The organism is Nostoc sp. DSM 114167 (assembly GCF_052692655.1).
Window position 1 is genome coordinate 4,109,700 of record NZ_CP195116.1, and the last position, 20,752, is coordinate 4,130,451.

The 20,752-nt window shown below is 43.4% G+C and carries 14 protein-coding genes; 10 read left to right on the forward strand and 4 right to left on the reverse strand.

Annotated elements, in window-relative coordinates:
• Window positions 1-113: 113 nt before the first annotated feature.
• Both NSTC731_RS17620 and NSTC731_RS17625 read left to right on the forward strand, forming a co-directional pair.
• Entirely contained in the window at window positions 114-611 is a 498-nt protein-coding gene (locus NSTC731_RS17620) for a GIY-YIG nuclease family protein (protein ID WP_445632115.1), read from the forward strand.
• Window positions 612-987: 376 nt separating this feature from the next.
• Entirely contained in the window at window positions 988-1,347 is a 360-nt protein-coding gene (locus tag NSTC731_RS17625) for a hypothetical protein (protein WP_445631924.1), read from the forward strand.
• Window positions 1,348-1,628: 281 nt separating this feature from the next.
• Here the strand turns inward: NSTC731_RS17625 and NSTC731_RS17630 are convergent, their stop codons facing one another.
• The 4 genes from NSTC731_RS17630 to NSTC731_RS17645 form a co-directional block, all read right to left on the reverse strand.
• Window positions 1,629-2,972, reverse strand: coding sequence for an FAD-dependent oxidoreductase (locus NSTC731_RS17630; RefSeq protein WP_445631925.1), 1,344 nt, complete (start codon window positions 2,970-2,972; stop codon window positions 1,629-1,631).
• A gap of 270 nt (window positions 2,973-3,242) precedes the next feature.
• Complete coding sequence (locus NSTC731_RS17635) at window positions 3,243-5,264, reverse strand: carotenoid oxygenase family protein (protein WP_445631926.1); 2,022 nt, start codon at window positions 5,262-5,264, stop codon at window positions 3,243-3,245.
• 550 nt (window positions 5,265-5,814) lie between these two features.
• On the reverse strand, window positions 5,815-11,175 hold the full coding sequence (locus NSTC731_RS17640) for an AAA family ATPase (protein WP_445631927.1): 5,361 nt from the start codon (window positions 11,173-11,175) through the stop codon (window positions 5,815-5,817).
• 369 nt (window positions 11,176-11,544) lie between these two features.
• The gene (locus NSTC731_RS17645) at window positions 11,545-11,754 is read right to left on the reverse strand and encodes a hypothetical protein (protein WP_445631928.1); all 210 of its coding nucleotides are present in this window, start codon (window positions 11,752-11,754) and stop codon (window positions 11,545-11,547) included.
• A gap of 275 nt (window positions 11,755-12,029) precedes the next feature.
• On the opposite strand from NSTC731_RS17645, the gene NSTC731_RS17650 reads away from it, so the two are divergent.
• From NSTC731_RS17650 to NSTC731_RS17685, 8 genes are all read left to right on the forward strand, one after another.
• On the forward strand, window positions 12,030-13,343 hold the full coding sequence (locus NSTC731_RS17650; protein WP_445631929.1) for a Tudor-knot domain-containing protein: 1,314 nt from the start codon (window positions 12,030-12,032) through the stop codon (window positions 13,341-13,343).
• Between the two features lie 255 nt (window positions 13,344-13,598).
• Window positions 13,599-14,717, forward strand: a complete 1,119-nt coding sequence (locus tag NSTC731_RS17655) for a phosphotransferase enzyme family protein (protein ID WP_445632116.1) — start codon at window positions 13,599-13,601, stop codon at window positions 14,715-14,717.
• Complete coding sequence (locus NSTC731_RS17660; protein WP_445631930.1) at window positions 14,714-15,253, forward strand: DOMON-like domain-containing protein; 540 nt, start codon at window positions 14,714-14,716, stop codon at window positions 15,251-15,253. Before NSTC731_RS17655 ends, NSTC731_RS17660 begins: the two co-directional genes overlap by 4 nt.
• Before the next feature lie 177 nt (window positions 15,254-15,430).
• The gene (locus tag NSTC731_RS17665) at window positions 15,431-15,814 is read left to right on the forward strand and encodes a hypothetical protein (RefSeq protein WP_445631931.1); all 384 of its coding nucleotides are present in this window, start codon (window positions 15,431-15,433) and stop codon (window positions 15,812-15,814) included.
• 289 nt (window positions 15,815-16,103) lie between these two features.
• Window positions 16,104-16,343, forward strand: coding sequence for a hypothetical protein (locus NSTC731_RS17670; RefSeq protein WP_445631932.1), 240 nt, complete (start codon window positions 16,104-16,106; stop codon window positions 16,341-16,343).
• A complete protein-coding gene (locus NSTC731_RS17675; protein ID WP_445631933.1) occupies window positions 16,340-17,611 on the forward strand; it encodes a carbamoylphosphate synthase large subunit in 1,272 nt (423 codons plus the stop codon). The genes NSTC731_RS17670 and NSTC731_RS17675 overlap by 4 nt, the downstream gene beginning before the upstream one ends.
• Before the next feature lie 489 nt (window positions 17,612-18,100).
• Window positions 18,101-19,105: an SDR family oxidoreductase gene (locus NSTC731_RS17680; protein WP_445631934.1), complete on the forward strand. Its 1,005-nt coding sequence runs from the start codon at window positions 18,101-18,103 to the stop codon at window positions 19,103-19,105.
• Window positions 19,106-19,336: 231 nt separating this feature from the next.
• Entirely contained in the window at window positions 19,337-20,530 is a 1,194-nt protein-coding gene (locus NSTC731_RS17685; protein WP_445631935.1) for an MFS transporter, read from the forward strand.
• Window positions 20,531-20,752: the final 222 nt, after the last annotated feature.

Here is a 20,752-nt window from a genome sequence, read left to right on the forward strand (position 1 = left end):
GTCGAAGGCAGCACTCTCTGCGATGGCATTGGTAATAAGACCAATTAGAATGTTCCCTTCGACTTCGCTCAGGGAACACTAAAGCGATCGCGCAAATCAATATTATGGCTTATATGTACATTCTTGAATGTGCTGATGGTAGTTACTACACAGGTAGTACAACGGATCTTGAGCGGCGGCTGTGGCAACATCAACAAGGTGAGGGCGCAAACCACACGGCAAAACGGTTGCCTGTGAAGCTAGTTTTTTGTGAGTATTATCAGTGCGTAGTAGACGCTTTTGAGCGTGAGAAGCAGGTGCAAGGTTGGAGTCGAAAAAAGAAGCAAGCTCTAATTTCAGGGGATACAAATTTGTTGCATAAGTTAGCCGAATGTCAAAATGAAACTCATTACAGTCGGCTGGCTGGCTTCGGTGGTGATGGCTTCGATGCAAGAACGCTCCCTTCGACTTCGCTCAGGGAGCCTTCGACTTCGCTCAGGGAGCCTTCGACTTCGCTCAGGGAGCCTTCGACTTCGCTCAGGGAGCCTTCGACTTCGCTTAGGGAGCAGTCAAAGGAAGCCATTGAAGGAAGCCGAACGGAGATAAAGGATTCGGAAGAAATGCTGGAATAAATCAGTATCAATTCGCGCAAGCTGTAGCAACTTCCGCTTTGCTTGCAGCAACTTCCGCTTTCACGTTTCCGCGTTTCGCGCAAGCTGTAGCAACTTCCGCTTTCACGTTTCCGTGTTTTGCGCAAGCTGTAGCAACTTCCGCTTTCACGTTTCCGCGTTTTGCGCAAGCTGTAGCAACTTCTGCTTTCACGTTTCCGTGTTTTGCGCAAGCTGTAGCAGCTTCCGCTTTGACGTTATATCAATTCGTAATTACAAATTGGTATAAAGCAAATAAATTTTAGGCTTTTTTAGAAAAATCAACAATTCCACGTATGACAACCTTTTTAACAATTGCCCACTATAGAGTTATGAGAAATTAAGAAAATGAGTATTAATTATGGGAAGGCGAAAACGCAATTCACGTACTCTTGGCAAAGCTGAACTACGTCTAGCAAGCGTTAAATCTATTAGTCAAACTCTCGATGTCGGAGAAGGCTTAACAGTCAAAGATTATACTGAAAAAATCGAAAGGGTGCGGCAATCTCTAGAAGCATACAATACCACCCTCTCTACTATTGATGTCTTACTAACCCAACTCGTCGAAAACGAACAGGAATTAGCAGACTATTCTGAGAAAATTTTGCGTGGTATTGCTTATAAATATGGTAATAATAGCCACGAATATCAGATGGCTGGAGGTACTCGTAAAAGCGATCGCAAGCGTGCTGTGCGTCAAAGCGTAGTTTTGCCGAATTAACTAGGCGCGATTAAATGCGATCTATGCGATCGCCAACCAAAAATTACTAGACCTCTTGCATAAATCCTTGAATCACCCCTCGCCAACCCTCCCCGTATGTGTTGGCTACGGTGTACACACAAGTCTGAAATAGCTGATAAATCTGGGTTTTACCCCACCCTAACCCTCCCCTTGCAAAGGGGAGGGAACTAGATTTCCGATTTCCCCCCTTTGCAAGGGGGGATTAAGGGGGGTAATTCGACTTGTGTGTACAACTTCAAAGGAGAAAGAAGTTTTCTAGACTAAAAGTTCTTCTCGACTAAACTTTTTGAATACTCCACAATAGTCTCAACCAACTCAAAATTCAATAAGCCTCCCACATAGAAGGTTTTGCGTTGACCTTGCAGGGCTTCTAAGCGATCGTAAAATCCCGCTTGCATGACCTCTGAAGTAACGTGAGGAAAGTAAGGCCACTTATCGTAGGTGTAGTAATCATCATCTACCTGCACTCCCAAATTCTCTAATGTCTTTTGAATCCCTTGGAGAACATCTGTTTTAGTGATTTTTCCCTCACGATCTAGGCGAGTGTAAAAGGCAATCAGGTCATTGTCAGCAAACTGTTGAGCAATAAACCAAGGATTCCCCACCGCATTTAAGGGAATGACATTAGTTACTGGGGTTGGCATTTCCAGTTCGGGAATCAGATAGGTAATCAAACTGTAGGGATTGAGAATAATCTGCTCAAATAGGTCTTTCTCCGCTGGCGACAAATCGAGAAAGGTGTTGAGAACATTCAATGTCAACGGACAAGCTAAAACCAGATAGTCAAATTCTAAAACTTCTTCATGGGTAACAATCTTGTCAAGAATCTGCTCTTGCTCGGTGAACCGCACCCGTGTAATTGCTCCACGCTTGATTTCCTTGATGTCAATATTCAAACGCACATTTATTCCCCAAGCAACACGCTCCCAGAAGCGTTGGAAACCATCAATAAACCGTTTAGGCCAACCGCAGCGCAAATCTGCACCGTAAGTAACTAAAGTCCCAAAGGTTTCTAGGGTCATGTATTTTAAGGCATAGGCAGCAGGGATTTCGTTTAAATAGCCATAGCCCATTGCGGTAATCGGAATTTCAAATAAAGTTGTTAGACATGACAAATTTTTCTCTGCTAACCACTGGGAAAAAGGTTGAGTGAGTTCGGGATGTTGACTGATACCGGCAAACCCAGGAACGGAAATAATTGGCTCTAGCCAAAGACGCTCCCACCAATAGCGCCCAACGGCTGCCAAAAACGTTACTGGGTCGGTTCCCTCGGTAACAGCATTCATAATTGAGGTGTAGGCAGGTTGTCCCGGTTGAGATTTAAAAGGGTTGTAGACTTGCCCTGGCCCTTCACTGTAAAGTTGAGCGCCGACTTCTTCAGCCATTTTGAGGACTTCTTTGTAAGCAGGGGTGAGATAATTTGCTCCTAAGTCAAAGGAACGGGAATTATAAGTAATGGAACAACACAATCCCCCCACCCGTCCAGCTTTTTCTAAGACAAGTACGTTGCGGTAGCCTTGCTTTTTCAAAAAGTAAGCCGTAGATAATCCGGCTGCTCCCGCCCCGACAATACAAATTCGTGCATCTTTAGATACTTTAGTCATAATAGTCGTTCTTCCTAGTAGTAATGTGCCCTGATTTGAGAATGTTGCGATTAGTAGAAGGCAGGAGGCAGAAGGCAGGAGGCAGGAGGTAGAAATGTTACTGTTCCTCACATTCACGCTCTCCTAATTTATATATAGGATTTACGCATTGAAGCCTGAAACATAGATCCCCCCTAGCCCCCCTTAAAAAGGGGGGAACCTCTAAGCCCCCTTTTTAAGGGGGTTGGGGGATCTGAGTGCGTAAGTCCTGATATAGATAGATCGCAATTTCTACTGAAAATGTGGATAAACTGCTTCTGTGAATAATTGCTGAATGGCTGGCTGTTTAAGTAACGATTCATAGTCTTGTCGCACGGGGATATCGTAATTAGCAGTGCGAGGTGCGATCGCAGATAACCAAGTAGTGTGCATTGTGAAGCCAAAATCCAGTTGTGGATGACTCAATTTGCATATAGGCCCAGCCCCTAATCGATCGGCTTGGAAGATCCAAATTTCGTTGTTATTTTCCCCAAATACCGTACAGACGATATAGCCATCTGTAGAACTGCCATTGCTGTTCAATCTCGGTACAAACTGGGGTGAACTGATGAAGTAACCAGAGGGCGCATCATAAAAATCTGCTACCTCCATTTTGATTGTATCTACCCGAAACAAAGAAGAAGGGCGATTGTGGAAAGCTTCTTCTCGTTGCATTAATTCTTTTAGTGGGACAGCCCGGTAGGGATAGTCTTCGTACAACTTGTAAATAAACTCAGTCAGCAATTCTGGCCAAAAACCGAGAGATTGCCAATAAATATTATCAATCCGTTGAGGAGGCAATCCAGAGGCCAGCTTTTCCTGGCAAGCGTAGAAACCTATACCCCAATGACGGCGAGTATCGTAAATTACTTTAGCATCTTGAATCTGACCTGTCTCGCCGTTTATTTGATAGCGACCCAGACGACCCACATCCATTTGCCCATTAGATAACATTCCTCCCAACCACAGAGGCGCAGATTTGGGAGCGTCGAATTTTGATATATCATACTTGCGAACCCATTCGGCAATATCTGTAGCGCAGAGATGGGCAGCGTGCAAGGTGATTTGACCGTCGGGGTTTTCGTAATCGGTCAAAAAATGCACTGTTTCTAAAGGAATTACGGCTGGGCGGACTACGACAGTAGTCACATCTGCTTTGAGGTCAGCCCGACGCACGATGTAAATGGGGGAATTGGGCTGCTGCGATCGCGTCAGTAATCGCCGCAGAAGGCGCTCAGTTTCCAAACTATCGGGAATGGGATTATTCAGGATTTGTTCTGGGCCAATCTTCAAGGAGGTGTCCATCAGCACCACGTAATCTTTGGTAACTGCCAACTGATGGATGCTTTGTTCAATCCGCACCGGGGAACCATCCGGCAGTATCAACTCCCACTGCTGGAGTTTACCGACACCATTCCACCGCATCAGACGAACAAAATCTGGCATGGCAGTTCCTAACAATTTCTCAATCCAGCCAATCAATAGTTGCGAGAAACTTTGAGAAAATTTCGAGAACATTCCCAAGGGAATCTGCAAAGGATTGTTGTCTAAAAGTTGAGCGATCGCACTTAGCAATTGCTGTAGTTCCTGGGGCAGTTGTTCCAGGTCATAAATGAAACGCGCACTTTCCAGAAAATTACTCAGCGATCGCCCATAGTTAACTAAGAAAACTTCGTTAGTATAACCATCAAAGGCTGGGTGAGACGTACTCAACACCGGGGGGAAAGGATAGGGAAAAGGTAGAAACGGTTTCCACTCAGTATTACCTCCCACTGGGGTAACAATCTCTAAACTATTGGTATCAATTTCATAGGGACGACCAGCGTCATAAGTAATCATTAATCGCTCTTGGCTGTCTTTAGCCGTATTAAAGGCGAGAAAGGCAATATCTACCTCATCTCGCAAGCCCAAGGAAGGGGAGAAGCGTAACAACCCATAATCGCGAAATTGATGAGAGCGATAAGTAGGATTTTTAAAAGTTGCTCGATCTGCATAATAGCAAGGTGTACGTGCCAGTTTCGTCTTGACAGTCACCTGTCCGGCTTGCCAATCTAAGCGGTAAATCATCCCATCACCGTTAAAAATGTGGGTTCCATTCGGATTGGGTAATCCCCCAGAGGCAACACTACCTACAGGCGCAATAATGAACGTATGTCCAGATAAATCTGTCGGTAAATCTCCATAGATGACATTCATCGGTAAATTTGATAGTTCCTCACGACTGGCAGTCATTGCTGCCTCTGGAAATCGGGGTTCGGGAATTTTAGGATTCATTAATTGATACCCTGGTATTGTCTAATTTGGTGTTTTGCCTTTAGGTATAACATTAGGTTTTAATTTAAAAGTTGAGTTTTTGCCCTCAAATGTCCAAACATCAGCTTTTTCAGGATTTTTAAATCCAACTATGAAGAGTGCTGAGGTGAAAGACCGCCTACAAGAGGCTACCGTGTATACACAAGTCTGAAATAGCTGAGAAATCACGGTTTTACCCCACCCTAACCCTCCTTTCAAGGGCAGGTTTTTAGGCTTTCGATAAATAGTTGAGAATGTTCTCAATTATTGAACGTAGTTTTAAGTTCTCAGACAATGGTTTTGGTTTTAAAATCCCAAAAATTTGTCTAATCAAAAAAACCTGCCCCAGAAAGCCCTAACCCTCCCCCCTTCGACAAGCTACTTCGGCTACGCTCAGCACAAGTCAGGGCATCGCTTGCAAAGGGGAGGGAACTAGATTTTCTTTTTTCCCCCCAATGCATCGGGGGGATTAAGGGGGGTAATTAATTACTCAGTACTTCTTAATTTAGTCAGCAATCAGTATGTAAATCCCTTAAAATTTAACCGCCTCAGTAAAAATTGATGCTATTTCTTTTCCTGGTTGACAGCGCTCAAGATACATCTGCGCGACTCGATCGCACGGGTTTTGCTGCAAGCAATCTTGAAAATACTCGGCTGCTGCGGCAAATTGTTGTTGTTCGTAACACGCTAATGCTGATGCAAATACTTCTAAAGTAGCCGCTTTACCTGCATTCACTTTTGGGGAATCGGCTGCAAACACTTCATGAACAGTCACAGCATTCGTTTTACCCTTCACCTTCACCTGACCAATTACACGAATACCATAGCGATCGCGATTTTGTAAGCGCTCAAAAGTTTGGTCGGTAATTAAAAGTGGGGCGTTGAATGTTTTCGTCAATCCTTCGATTCGCGCTGCTAGATTAACTGCATCACTAATCACTGTACTATCCATGCGATTCAACCCGCCGACTGTCCCCAAAATGAGCGAACCAGTATTAATCCCAATGCCAATTTGAATTGGTAAGTAACCCTTGGCTTGGCGTTTTTCGTTGTAGGTTGTTAATGTCTGCAACATGGCAATTCCCGCCTGTACGGCATCATCGGCATCTCCTGCAAACAAAGCCATGATCGCATCACCAATATATTTGTCGATAAAGCCATTGTTTTCGAGAATGATCGGCTCCATGCGGCTGAGATAGGAGTTAATAAATCGGAAATTTTCGGCGGGAGTCATGCTTTCGGAAAGGGTGGTGAAGGCGCGAATGTCGGTAAATAAGACTGACATTTCTCGCTGCACCTGATCGCCTAATTGCACGTCTATAATGCTTTGCTTATCGAGGAATTGCAGAAATTGGCGCGGGACAAAGCGTTCATAAGCTTTGTTGAGTGCAGCTAAATCTGTATACAAACGGGCATTTTCAATGGAAATAGCTGCTTGTGCGGAAAGCAGGTTGAGCAACTCCAAACGATCTGGGGTAAATGCTCCGGTTGTCAAGTTATTTTCTAAATAGACAATCCCTGCTAACTTTCCTTGATTAATCAAGGAAGTACACAAAATCGATCGCGGCTGGTATTGGCGAATGTAGGGGTCTTTGATGAATTCCCCAATCCCTACTGCTTCGTGGATGGCATCGTTTAGGACTACATTAGTTTTAGTGCGAATCACATAATTAACGATCGCAGTAGAAAGAGTTTGGTTATCTTCAATACTGAGTGATTCCAACACCTGAATAGTATTCTCACCAACGGTTCCCTGAGCTTCAATTAGAAATTTTCCTTTGGTTGACAACAGCAAAAATCCCCGTTGCGCCCCGGCATTTTCTATTAAAATCCGCATTAAGTTAGATAAAAGTTTATCTAGTTGAATTTCTTCAGAAAGGGTTTGAGAAGCTTTGATGACTGTCACCAAATCCAATGACTCTGAGCGGCTGGTACTTGTGAGACCTGTTGGGTGAGAAGTAGTGGTTGATAAAGTTGAGTTAACAGCTTTTTCGAGAATGCGCGTTAAGATTTGGGGATACTTGGCTTCTAAATCTTTTACCTTAGCGATCGCTCCCCACTGCAAATAAAGATAACGGGCTTCTTGCAGATATACTTGGGCAATCTTGGATTTGTTCTGGGCTAGATAAAATTTGGCAGTTAATTCATTAGCGAGAGCCGCTTCATTCAAATATTGGTTTTCTTGGGCTAAGGCAATGGCGCGATCGTAACAAGCGATCGCCTGACTAGATTCTCCATGCACCCGATGCCATTCTGCTTCTACCAGCGCTAATTTATGGGTATAGTTGACAGGAGAAAATTTCGCCCAGACTTGCAATTTTTTCCGGTTTGCTGCCACTCGCTGGAGTAACTTTTGACGTTCTGCTGCACTGACAACAGAAGCTAAAGCTAGTCGTGCTAATGAGTCATAAAAGTGGAACCATCCCACAATATATAAAGCCACAACTGCATCTAAATAAGGAATTGCTAAATCAGCATTCTTGACGGCTGTAGCGTAATCTTCAAACCAATAATTCAGCGTTAATTGATTAGTATAAATATAAAAAATAGCTGTGCGGTAGTTACTCTCGATATGCTGGGCTAACATCGACGTTGCATCATAAAATTCCCCCATCAACTGACAGGGATTAGCATTTTTGCCCTGTAAATTAGCAACTACTTGGCGATAAAGTTGAATGAGAACAAAAATCGGTTTTTTCTTAAACAGCTGAATTGCATCTGCGTAAATAGCTAAACATTCATCTAATTCAGCCAGATTTTGACCAGAAAAATAGCAATGCATAGAGCATGTATTCGCACAAAAGGCAGCGTACTCGGTATCACCCGTATCGCGCCCAACTTGAAATCCTGCTTGCAGCGAAGGAATAGTATTTTGGAGTGGTTCTTGCCAGTGGCGGACAAAGGAATTAACTACAAATAAAGTTCTCGCTTGCAAATGCTTGGCATTGAAGCGGTCTAGCACTTGCAAGGCTAATTCACCAAATTTATATCCCCCTCGCAAATCTCCAACAACGCCACAGAGAATCAAACCATAGGTAGCGTAGGCAAAGGCTGATTCTGCCGCATTGCCATATTTCGCGGATATTTCTACCTGTTTAAAGACCGTCAAAGGAAAAACATTCGGGGCTGCGAGGTAGGTCGCCGAGGCAATACTTGCCAGGATGCGAATTGCCGCTAATTTTGTGGGATGGGTGAGTTTTGGTAAGTCAACTAAGGTGTGTATTTGCTTACCTGCCAAAGCAAGTTTAGTTTTTAGCAATCCCAGCATAATTTGCGGTTGACCGGGGTTGCTGGCTAAGGGAATGCCCAGCAGTTGCAGAACTTGCAGACCGAGTTTAGAAGCTGCCAATAATTGATCGCAGGCGATCGCAGCTTGGATTTTAATGGCATAAACCTGCACCTGATCGACTGTGCTACGGGTCTTTTGCAGAACTTCATCTGTGAGTGCATCCATGCGTTCAAAGTCCCCACCCAAATAAGCAGCTTCGGCGGCGGCGGTATGCAATGCCAAAGCTAGCTGATATTGTTGCCGCCAACAGTTAGCTGCTAGGCAATTAATCCCCATTGTCAGATAATCTAAAGCTGGCTGATAGGCTGCTGAGGCTTTGGCTTTGTTACCTGCTGTTAAATTCAACTGAGCTAATTTTTGTCGCTGTTGACGATCTGCGATTAGGACGATGCCGAAATTTAGTTGATTAACAATGTCAAAAATCCTTTCTTCTTGCTTTTGGGGAGTAATGCCTTGTAATAATAGTTGCCCAATCTGCAAGTGTACTGCCTGTTTTTGGTCAGTAGAAATCAGTGAATAAGCTGCTTGCTGGACGCGATCGTGCAGGAATTTGTAGACTACATCCAAATTTGTCAGCGCTGTTACTTCTAGGTCGGCAACTTGCAAGAGTTGGTAGTTATTGCCTTGGGGTAAAATTAGTCCGGTTTGCACGGCTTCCCAGAGTTGGGCGGCGACATCTGCAAGGGATTTTGAGCTAGCGATCGCCAGAGTCTGTAAATCAAAGGAATTACCAATACAAGCTGCTAATTTTAAAGCTTCTTGGGTGGCTACTGGCAGCTTTTGAATTTTCAGCGCCATCAACTCAACGACGTTATCGGTAATCTGGGCCGCCTGGATTTTTGCCAGTTGCCACTGCCATTGTCGCTGAGTGAAATTAAACTGGAGTAATTCTTCTGCATACAGCGACTTCAAAAACTCATTCATGAAAAAGGGATTGCCATTAGTCTTCTGTTGCAGCAGTTCTGCCAAAGGAGTAACTTCTGCTGAATCGGCATTGTTGAAGGTATCGCTGAGGAGTTGTTGAATTTGGGGCAATGCTAAGGGCGTTAAGGTGAGTTCGTGAATAGCCACTCCTGCTTGTTCTAAGGATGCGATCGTTGTCCGCAGGGGATGGCTTTTATCTACTTCATTATCGCGATAAGCACCAATCAGCAACAGATATTGACTGTCTGCTTGACTAATTAACAACTGAATCAGCTGGAGTGATGCACTATCCGCCCATTGCAGATCGTCCAAAAACATCACTAAAGGATGTTCCTTTTGGGTAAAGACCTTAATGAAGTTTTGCAAGACCAAATTAAACCGAGTTTGCGCTTCCTTGGGCGATAGTTCTATAACGGGTGGCTGCTGACCAATAATCAGTTCTACCTCTGCAATCACTTCGATAATCACCTGGCCATTGACACCAAGAGCATCTAATAATTTTTTGCGCCAAATAGCAATTTCGGGTTCACTTGTAGTTAATAGTTGGCGAATTAAAGCTTGAAAGGCTTGAATTAAAGAACTGTAGGGAATGTTGCGTTGAAACTGGTCAAACTTCCCAGAAATAAAATATCCCCGTTGCTGAGTAATCGGTTTATAAATTTCTTGAACTAGGGCTGATTTGCCAATTCCAGAATAACCTGCAATCAGCATCACTTCACTTTGACCGTGACTAGCTCGCTCAAAAGCTGCCAGCAAATTTGTCACTTCCGCCTCGCGTCCGTAGAGTTTTTGAGGAATTTGAAATCTACCGGAGCAATCTTGCTGTCCCAGTTCAAATAAGGAAATTTGCCCTGTAGCGTGCAACATCTCCAAACATTGCTCTAAATCTGCCTGCAATCCAAAAGCACTTTGATAACGCGCTTCGGCAGTTTTTTCTAGCAACTTCATCACAATTTGCGAAAGCGCTGGTGGAATTTGAGGATTGATGCGATCGGGTGGAATCGGTTGTTTGGCAATATGGCTGTGAACCAGTTCTACAGGATCGTCGCTAATAAAAGGTAAATGCTGGGTCAACAGTTCGTAGAAAGTGACTCCCAAAGAGTAAAAATCGGTGCGATAATCAATCGAGCGATTCATCCGTCCTGTTTGTTCAGGAGAAATATAAGCGAGAGTCCCTTCTAAAACATTCAGATTTCGCAACGTGGGATTTTCCCGCGACAACAAAGTAGCAATCCCAAAGTCAATTATTTTCGTTTGTTGAGTTGTGGGATTGAGAAGAATATTGGCAGGATTAATGTCTTTATGAATAATTTGTTGCTGATGAATTGCTTCTAAAGCTGCCGCTACTTGTATAGCCAATTGCAAAAAATTATTTAGCGGTAGAGGCGATTGATTGAGTAACTCACGTAGAGGTTGCCCACCAAAATCCTCTAAAACTAACACTAAGGTATTTTGATATTTTTTCAAGTCGTAGGCTTGGATAATTCCCGGCGCTTGAGCGCGGCGTGTGAGATCGTATTCAAGTTTAAACCGAGCGATCGCTTCTGGGGATGGGTATTCTTGCCACAGAACTTTCAGTACTACTGGTTGTCGATCTAACTCTCGGTATCCTCGATAAACCTGAGAATTGGGGCTTGCGTGCAGTTCTGTCAGGACTTTATACCCTTCCAGTGCGATCATAGATTACTCAAGCGTTTGCTGTGTTTAAAGTCTATTCAGTATAAATTATTCACCTTACAAGTGAACAGAGATTAGCCGAATGCTACATACAAACTGTGAGTAGATGGACGAAAGCGATCGTCTAATGGATATAACGGGAGTCAGCAAATTGTATCTGCAATTTTCCCGGAAATTGCGCTTACAGTCGAACAAGTGTTAGCTGCGGGTAATGTTGGTTAGAAAATAGTGATGCTTAGGGGATGTTTTAAAAGTGGTTGGCTGTGATTTTAATAGAATGATTACCTCCCCTTTGCAAGCGATGCCCTGAGCTTGTCGAAGGGGGGAGGGTTAGGGTGGGGTATTTTTAATACTCTGTTAAATAACCACATATTAAGCAAAAATCAAAATATTCTTCCCTGTAGCGACTACCGTCCTCCCTGTAGCGACTACCGTCATCCCTGTAGCGACTACCGTCATCCCTGTAGCGACTACCGTCATCCCTGTAGCGACTACCGTCATCCCTGTAGTGACTACCGTCATCCCTGTAGCGACTTCCGCCTTCCCTGTAGCGACTTCCGTCATCCCTGTAGCGACTTCCACCTTCCCTGTAGCGACTACCGTCTTGACGTTATGAGAAACAGACTTGTGTTACAGCATCTTCCCTTAAATAGAATGTTCCCGTACTTCAACAATAAATATTTGCCAGAGATGCGATCGCCTATGCAATATCTTTAGGTGTAGCGTCTGTTACTAACATCGTTATTTTTTGGTCAGGTTGGGGAACTCTATAAATACGTTTCAGTAATTGCCCAACGCTAGATGTGGGCTGCTCTGAACCGTATTGTAACGATATCTGGAGTTTTGAGGATCGGCTGATGGATAAATCAATTATTCAGTTGGTTGACGAGTTACCGACTGACAATATTACTGTCAAAGTTTTAAAGGCTCTTGATTATGTAGCTCCAGGTGAATGGAGCAATTTGACGGGGTTTGACAATAATATCCGCGCCATTACTGGAGTTACCGATGCTAAGGTAATTCAGAAAATCCGCGATCGCGCTGCTAGTTTATACATAGATCCTCAACAAGGCTACCAGTTTGCCATCAAACTTTATCAAACAATTGATAAGGCAGACACAGCAATGGCGGCGGCGGCTTTAGCGAATAAAGCTAGTGAAAAAATCGGCTTTCTCTCTTTTTTAGGCAAAATTACTCCCAAAGCCGATGTCACTCAATCCATTGACTTGGTACTAAAAATCGCCGTCGAAATCATCGCCTTTTGCAAACTAAACGGTATTCCTCAACCTAATCCCCAAGAGTTTGCTAATTCCCTGACTAACAACTATCAAAATGCATCCCTAATCCGGATGGTAGCTTTAGTTTGTCTAGATGGAATTCTGCCCTTGGGCCCTGACTTCCTCAGCAAAATTCACGGAGTTATTAGTGGTACTGATGCTAGTGCAATAACTCAAAATCCGGTTTTCTTAGCCGTTAATAACTTTCTTCCAGGCAATAATCCTTCTGATAAAGTTGGTTTTATCAGTCAGGGTTTTAACTCCGTGCAAGGCTGGATGAATAATTTAGTATCCAAGACGGGCATAACCCCGCAATCAATTTCTAGTAATTTGGGTAATTTTATTCAGATTGCTGATGATAATTTAGATTTAGTTGCAGCATTCTTAGATCAAACTACCAATTACTACGAGCATACAGGAATTCAAACTGTCGCTCGCAGTTTGATTTTGCAAGCATACGCTCTAGTAAAAGAGGAAATCAAACAAGAAGAACAAAAGCCGATTCAAGATGTCTCATCTGCCTTTAAATCAGATAAATCAGATAAGACTCAGTATGAAGTCAGCAAAACTGTAGAAGTCTGGGATGATGATGAGGAGGATTGGTATCAGGGAACCATTGAGAAAATCCAAGATGACCAGTTCTTTATTCATTACCTTGGTTACGGTTCATCTTATGACGAGTGGGTAGGCGAAGATGACATTCGGACTCGCGATCTTCGCTCCACTGATGAAAATGGATATGCAGTAGGTCAAAAGGTAAAATGTTGGGATGATGACCAAGAGGCTTGGTATTCCGCAACGATTCAGCAAATCCAAGGCCAGCAATACTATCTTCACTACGTTGGTTATGACTCATCTTATGATGAGTGGGTTGATAGCGATGAGATTTCCTAATTGTTGAATTAGCACGGGGTTAGCGAAAATTGCAACCCGCAGATCCCCGACTTTTCAAAAAAGTCGGGGATCTTGTTGTTCGCGAATGGATTCAGGATTGTTCTAGTACTTTGAAAAATTCATAATTGATAGTTTGGTAATCAATTACGAATTACGAATTACGAATTACGAATTACGAATTATCTTGACACTTGCGCTACGATATCCCCTATTGCTTTCGTGCAATGTACGTGAGGAGTAGTAGAGATGAAACTGATGATAGAAGAATTAAATACACAGGATACCCGGAATCTGCTGGCGATCGCTAACCAATTCGCCCCACTGGGGAAGGTTACAGGCGTTAAAGCTTTTGGCAGTGGTAATATAAATGACACTTTTTTAGCAACTCTCGATTCTTCAAAGGAACAATATTTTGTCTTGCAACGCATTAACACACAGGTGTTTCGTCAGCCACAACTGATTATGCAGAATATGCGTACCTTAACTGAACACGTTCAAAAAAGGTTGCAGGATACACCCCTGAATCGTCGCTGGGAAGTGCCACGCGTACTGTTGACCAAAAACGCTCAAGACCACTGGAAGGATGCAGATGGCTCATTTTGGCGGGCAATCAGCTTTATTCCAGGCTCCCAGTCTTTTGATAGTATGCGCGATCGCTCCCACGCCAAAGAAATCGGTTATGCGTTGGGGATGTTTCACAATCTAATCAGCGATTTGCCAGCAGAAAAACTAGCTGACACCCTCAAAGGCTTCCATATTACACCGTTTTATCTCCAGCATTACGAGGAAGTTTTGCCGAAAACTAGTGCGCCTCAATCTTCGGAAGTGAATTATTGCTTACAGTTTGTTAGCGATCGCCAAGCCTTTGCACATATCCTAGAAAATGCTAAAGCTGAAGGCAAGCTACCCCTGCGTCTGATGCACGGCGATCCCAAAATCAATAACGTGATGTTTGACATTGTTACCCAACAAGCCGTCAGCGTTATCGACCTGGACACCGTGAAACCCGGTTTAGTACATTACGATATTGGTGATTGCCTGCGATCGGGTTGCAATCCGGCTGGCGAAGAAACCGAGAATTGGGAAAGTATTTATTTCGATACCGATCTGTGTCAAGAAATCCTCCAAGGTTATCTTGCTGTAGCTAAGGCATTTCTGACCGAGAATGACTATGCATACATATATGATGCTATTCGTCTAATTACTTTTGAACTAGGACTGAGATTTTTTGCTGATTATTTAGCAGGGAATGTCTACTTCAAAGTTAAGCACCCAGAACATAACTTAGCAAGAGCGATCGTTCAGTTTAAGCTGACTGAAAGTATTGAATCTCAAGAAACGCAGATTCGCAAAATTATCCAAGATATGAAATGAACAAGCAGACATTTTCCCTGCAATCCTTTTCTTCCACCGAGTCTTTTCCTGATTTGAAAATTACAGGCAATATCTGCCGAAATGCTAATCAACTTACTATCTACTACAACCTTGGAGGTGACTTCAAAGAAATTGCAATTGCTCCAACATCAAATGCACCATCACGCAAGCATAAACTTTGGGAAGATACCTGCTTCGAGTTTTTTCTTGGCATTAAAGATTCTGCACGATATTGGGAATTCAACCTCTCCCCCGCCGGACACTGGAATGTCTATCGCTTTGATGGATATCGTCAAGGGATGCAAGAGGAAACTGCCTTTAAAAAGCTACCATTTAGCGTTCAGAATCAAACCGATGCTTTGGTACTTGCGTTAGATGTCGATTTGGATCGAATCGTCTCGGCAAACCAAGCCATCGAAATTAGCATTACTACCGTTATCAAACACAGAGATGGTGAAGTGACTTACTGGGCGTTAACTCATCGAGGCGCGGAGGCTGACTTTCATCTCCGAGACAGTTTCATCGTTGAGTTGTGAAATGTGGTTACTGCTACCAATATGCCAAAACGAGAAGGCGGCAACAAGTCACCCATTTGGATGAAAGGCAATTCAACCATTTGGGTGAGTCAATTGTATGAGGTTAATTTCTATAAATAAGGGGAATCTATTAGTAGAAACTATTAATTCCACTTCACTATAGTTAAGGAGTACCTGATGAAATTAATAACATTGATAAATTCTACAGTTATCATTGCCTCTCTTGCCTTCACATCTGGCATTGCTAGCGCTCAAACAGCCAGATCGATAAACACAGCAGTTAATCCTGATGCATTAAGCAGTAATTCTACCAATGCCAGCTACATTCAGCCGTTTAATCTTGTTAATCTTGCTTACCAAGGTGCTTTCAAACAGCAAGGAGTTCCTAGCGGAGGAGCTTTGATTTCTCAAGGTCAGCGCGGAAATATTACTGCGAAAGATTTAGTCAAAGCTGCGATCGATGCTAAAAAATTACCAGCACAAGTTTTAAGCGATCGAACTTACATAAGTGCTGTTAGTTCACAATTGCAAACATTAACCGGGGTAAGTTATCCTGAATAAGTACAGCTTTGTCTATGGCTATGTTTAAGTTTTTAATTGGATGAAATACAAGTTAACCTTTTCCTTAAAGCATTCCGTACCAGTTGAAATAACCCCTGTACATCTAAAGTATGGGGGTTTTAGATTAGGGGTCTGCTAAATAATTTTGTTTAAGGCAAGATACGCGATAAATCGCCGTCTCTACAATCATCAGATAATAAACAAACTAATTTACTTCTTTCGTTTGATAGAGTTAATTAAAAGATAAGTAAGATATATAAATAAAAGCCAATTATCGAATATTAGCTTTATGCAAACAAAATATGGCAATCTTCAGGGTAGAAAATATAGTAAAACAAAACAATTACAACGGTTTTTTAAACAAATTCACCCAAAAGGTAGATTGATTTTACCGAATTTTATTAAATACTTAGCTGCAATTACTAAAGAAATTGTCTTGAACCAAGATCGGGTTCTGCTGGCAGGAGTGCAGACAGAAAATGTATCTGTCCAATTGTTTGAGGATGGGGTTTTTGGGAGGGCTAAATGAACTCAAAATATAACTTTCAATACTTTCAAGGAAGTTCTCTTTCCGATCTGTTTGCTCAAGATATCACAGATGCATCTTATGGGTTTATCCTCAATTACCCTGCAACTGCTAGTTGGGCTGCTTATCCCAATCTAGAAAAATATTTTATTCAAGATGGCAGTAGTGAAGCCACCAAAACCTCCTTTGACAAGATTTGCCAAAAGGAACCTTGGAAAATTTTAGCTGTGTTAGGCGATCGCATTCCCGGAATTATGATTAATCCACCGCCAAAGTCGCTGCTTGCATACTGGCAAGAGCATTTTGGCTTCAGCTACTCCCATAGGTTGATGATGGAGCGCTTAACTTATTTGGACGATCTTAGCCACAGCGATCGCTTTGACAAGCTCATCACTCTATTTCCCTTCGATCGCCTAAAACCTGAAAAACACGCTATTGATTCAGACACTCATTACCGCTTACTCAGCAAAGTAACTTTAGCCGAATTGGGGGTGCAATGTCCAAAATACGAGAGTTACGATTTGCACACCTGTAATTTAGAAGACATTCATTTACCACAATTTCCCTACTTAATTAAAACGTCCCACGGCCTCTCAGGGGAAGGCACTTATATTATCAAAAGCCTCAACGATCTGAACTACTGCTTTGAAGAAATCAGGAAATACCTCAATATTAAGTCGCTCGATTGGATTATTGTCTCGGAGTTCGTCAAGAATCAGGTGCAGAATTACTGCGTACAGTTTTATGTCAACAAAGCGGGAGAGATAACCCTCATCGGCACTACCAGCCAACTCGTCACTCCAGAAGGCAACTATTTAGGCGGACTAATTGACTACCGCAACACTGACACGAGCAAATTCTTTGAAATGATTGCCGCCATTGGTCAGTATGCTTACAAACATGGTTATTTCGGCGTGATTGGGTTCGATGTGCTAGAAGATCGAGACGGAGAATTTTATGCGATCGATGCCAATTTCCGAGTCAATGGATCGACTCCGTTGTGCTTACAGCGTCACACCCTACTGGAACTGGGAAAGGAAGTTGCTAAATATTCTAGTAGCTACCGCATGGAAGGAACATTAGATTCAATTTTAGTCACCTTAAAACCAGAACTAGATCGCAAAGACTTGATTATCCTGTCGGCTTTAGAGAAAGTCAAATACGGAAAAATCTACACCGAAATTTATGCGATCGTGACTGGAGAAACTATCCAGGAAATGCAGCATATCGAGCAGAAATTACAGGATAAGGGATTACAATGGCTCCCTTAAACAGGTTGGGGAGCAGGGGAGCAAAGGGGACAAGGGGACAAGGAGGACAAGGGGACAAGGGGGACAAGGAGGACAAGGGGGACAAGGGGACAAGGGGGACAAGGGGGACAAGGGGACAAGGGGGAATTTTTGAACAAATCTCTCCCAAGTCTCCCCCCTCTTCCTTGTCTCCCTTGTCTCTTCTCCATACCCTCTGCCCCTCGGTCACTGAGCGTAGCCGTACCACTCCGTGGAAGCAAGCTACGCGGAGCGTCTCGCACAGAAGTGCTGCTTCCTGAAATCTACTTCCTGTGGCGCTTTCAAATTCCCCAATAGACAGAGAAATGCAACCGTAATAATAATTAACGTATATATGTACTAGGAGAGTTATTAAGAAATATTTTTAATAACAACTGATACTAACAAAGTGGCTGAATTACCTGTTGAAGCTATCTCTAAGATTCTCGAAGCCAATTCCCAATCCCTAATTTATTTTAAAACGTAACACTTATGCAATTAAAGCCAATCAATCAGCAAGTCGTTTCTGTCGTTGGAGCCTCCAGCGGGATCGGACGTGTCACAGCTCTTGAGTTTGCTAGACGCGGCGCAAAAGTCGTAGTCTCGGCTCGGAGTGAGTCGAAGCTAAAGTCTTTAGTGGAGGAGATTCGCGGCTTTGGCGGTGAGGCAACTTTTTACGTAGCTGATGTGGAAGTATTTGAGCAAGTTAAAGCGATCGCAGATAAAACTGTGGAAGTGTACGGGCGACTCGATACATGGGTACATGTCTCTGCGATCGGCATCTTTGCCACTTTCGACAACATCACACCAGAAGAGTTTAAGCATGTCATTGATGTCGATCTCCTGGGACAAGTGTATGGTGCAATGGCAGCCCTACCCCATTTGAAGCGTGAGGGACGGGGAGCGCTGATCCATGTCTCTTCAATGGAAGGTAAGCGATCGCTCCCCTACCAAAGTGCTTACTCGGCAGCCAAGCACGGAGTCGAGGGCTTTATCGAAGCCATGCGCCTTGAGTTACTACATGAAAAATGGCCGATTAGCGTCACGAGTGTGAAACCAGCAGTGATTAACACCCCCTTTTGGAATAATGGTCTGACGAAATTAGGCGTAAAGCCTTCCGGGATACCACCTTACTACGATCCTAAACTTGTAGCTGATGCTATCCTCTACGTAGCCGAACATCCAACTCGTGACTACTTAGTTGGGGATGTAGCTAAAATATTAGATGTGGTACAGCGCGTCTCACCATCATTAGTAGATTCACTGTTACTGCTCGTCGGCTTTGATTTACTACGTTCTTCTGAGGCGAAATCTGAAGATGCACCAAATAATTTTTACCAATCTGTTCCTGAAGACGACAGAGTTAAGGGTGATTTTAGTAACTTAGTTATACCTAGCGTATCCGACTGGCTAGAAAAAAATCCGCTTCTTCAGTGGGGTGCGATCGCTGGTACAGCAGCATTAGCGTTGTTAGCAGCTAAAGTATTCAAAGATTAAGGATAAATAGACTTTTCGGAAAATTTGCAATTCAGTTTTTACAAGGATTTGAGAGAAATCATTGCAAACTTTTTAGCAACATAGTGATGAGATTTTGAGATAATTACTAATAATGCCATTTGGTAGTTATAAAAATCTTTTTAACTATTGATACTTTGCACAATCATAAGTTTCTTGTAATTAGAGTAAATCTCAGCAGTCAAATTTTCCGATCCAGGAGCATTCTAGCCAATGACAGACTATCAACGCACCTTACCGCCTCTGTGGATAGGTTCGGCGATCGCTTTCTATGCCTTTATTGCCATTGGTATTGCTGAAGCAGGATTAGGAGTTCTTTTGCCCTCGATTCTGTCTACCTATAACCTAACTCCCGCAACCGTCACTCTGCTGTTTCTCAGTCAAATTAGCGGTTACATTCTGGCAGCATTCACCAGCAGTCTGGTGAGTAGTCGGCTGGGGTTAGCCCGAATGCTGTTGATTGCTGCGGGCGCGCTGACGATGGCACTGACGATCTATGCCATCTCACCCTCCTGGTTTCTCATGGTTGCGGCTGGATCGGCGTTGGGATTGGGCATTGGGTTGATTGATGCAGGCATTAACACCTACATTGTCCAAGATTCCCGCAGTGCCAGTTTAATTGGTTTGCTCCATGCTTTCTATGGTATTGGCGCTCTTTCAGGCCCGGCGATCGCTACTACTTTATTAGCAGTTGGCATGAACTGGCGACAGGTTTATGGGGTATTAGCCGGGATTGTCAGCCTATTAATTGTGAGCGTGCTGGGTGTTATCATCTTCAACTACACACCAATGACAGTACGGATATTGCCATCAAAGACAACTGCCTTAGAAAATCTGGGCAGAGCGCTGCAAACTCCGATAGTACTGCTAACTGGGCTACTTTTGCTGGTTTATGTTGGCACTGAAGCCTGCATTGGTAACTGGGCATACACTGTGCAGTCTGTCGCTCGTCACACTCCCACGCTGATTGCTGGTTACAGCGTTAGTGCTTACTGGGTGGGATTAACATTAGGACGTTTCATCTTAGGTTATTTCTTGCAATCCCTTGGGGCGGTGCGCACAATCAGTATGTCGCTCAGTCTTGTAATCATTGGATTGCTTGCTTGGTGGCAATTGCCCGATCAATGGATTAGCTTACCGTTGATTGGCTTTGGGTTGGCAGCCATCTTTCCTGCAACCATTTGGTTAATTCCTCAACGATTACCAGATCCCCATGTTCCTGCGGCTGTTAGCATTGCCACTAGTGCCGCCAGTTTGGGGGCTGCGATCGTACCCACTGGAGCCGGTTGGGTTGCAAGTTGGACAACTTTAGAAATCATCCCAATGTTGATGCTGCCATTGGCGCTGTTAATGGTGGGCTTACATTGCTGGCTGGTACAACATTCGGTAACTGACTTTTCTCGTTAAGTCTCAAAAAACTTACCTATATTTGTTACCCAAAGTATCTAATACCCCCCCTAACCCCCTTTTCAAGGTTACGGTGTATACACAAGTGTTGGTGCGGTGTATCTATCCCGCCTCGGAATTTATTCCGAGTCTCATAACCAAAGTCCTCTAAAAGACAATACAGTTCAGTTAAGAAAAATTGTAGGTTGGGTGAAGCAAAGCGCAACCCAACAAAGCTATGAA

Bases quoted from the DNA above. Each gene is read 5' to 3' on its own strand.
- NSTC731_RS17620 (WP_445632115.1), top strand. From the start codon at position 114: ATGTACATTCTTGAATGTGCTGATGGTAGTTACTACACAGGTAGTACA.
- NSTC731_RS17625 (WP_445631924.1), top strand. From the start codon at position 988: ATGGGAAGGCGAAAACGCAATTCACGTACTCTTGGCAAAGCTGAACTA.
- NSTC731_RS17630 (WP_445631925.1), bottom strand. From the start codon at position 2,972: ATGACTAAAGTATCTAAAGATGCACGAATTTGTATTGTCGGGGCGGGA.
- NSTC731_RS17635 (WP_445631926.1), bottom strand. From the start codon at position 5,264: ATGAATCCTAAAATTCCCGAACCCCGATTTCCAGAGGCAGCAATGACT.
- NSTC731_RS17640 (WP_445631927.1), bottom strand. From the start codon at position 11,175: ATGATCGCACTGGAAGGGTATAAAGTCCTGACAGAACTGCACGCAAGC.
- NSTC731_RS17650 (WP_445631929.1), top strand. From the start codon at position 12,030: ATGGATAAATCAATTATTCAGTTGGTTGACGAGTTACCGACTGACAAT.
- NSTC731_RS17655 (WP_445632116.1), top strand. From the start codon at position 13,599: ATGATAGAAGAATTAAATACACAGGATACCCGGAATCTGCTGGCGATC.
- NSTC731_RS17660 (WP_445631930.1), top strand. From the start codon at position 14,714: ATGAACAAGCAGACATTTTCCCTGCAATCCTTTTCTTCCACCGAGTCT.
- NSTC731_RS17665 (WP_445631931.1), top strand. From the start codon at position 15,431: ATGAAATTAATAACATTGATAAATTCTACAGTTATCATTGCCTCTCTT.
- NSTC731_RS17670 (WP_445631932.1), top strand. From the start codon at position 16,104: ATGCAAACAAAATATGGCAATCTTCAGGGTAGAAAATATAGTAAAACA.
- NSTC731_RS17675 (WP_445631933.1), top strand. From the start codon at position 16,340: ATGAACTCAAAATATAACTTTCAATACTTTCAAGGAAGTTCTCTTTCC.
- NSTC731_RS17680 (WP_445631934.1), top strand. From the start codon at position 18,101: ATGCAATTAAAGCCAATCAATCAGCAAGTCGTTTCTGTCGTTGGAGCC.
- NSTC731_RS17685 (WP_445631935.1), top strand. From the start codon at position 19,337: ATGACAGACTATCAACGCACCTTACCGCCTCTGTGGATAGGTTCGGCG.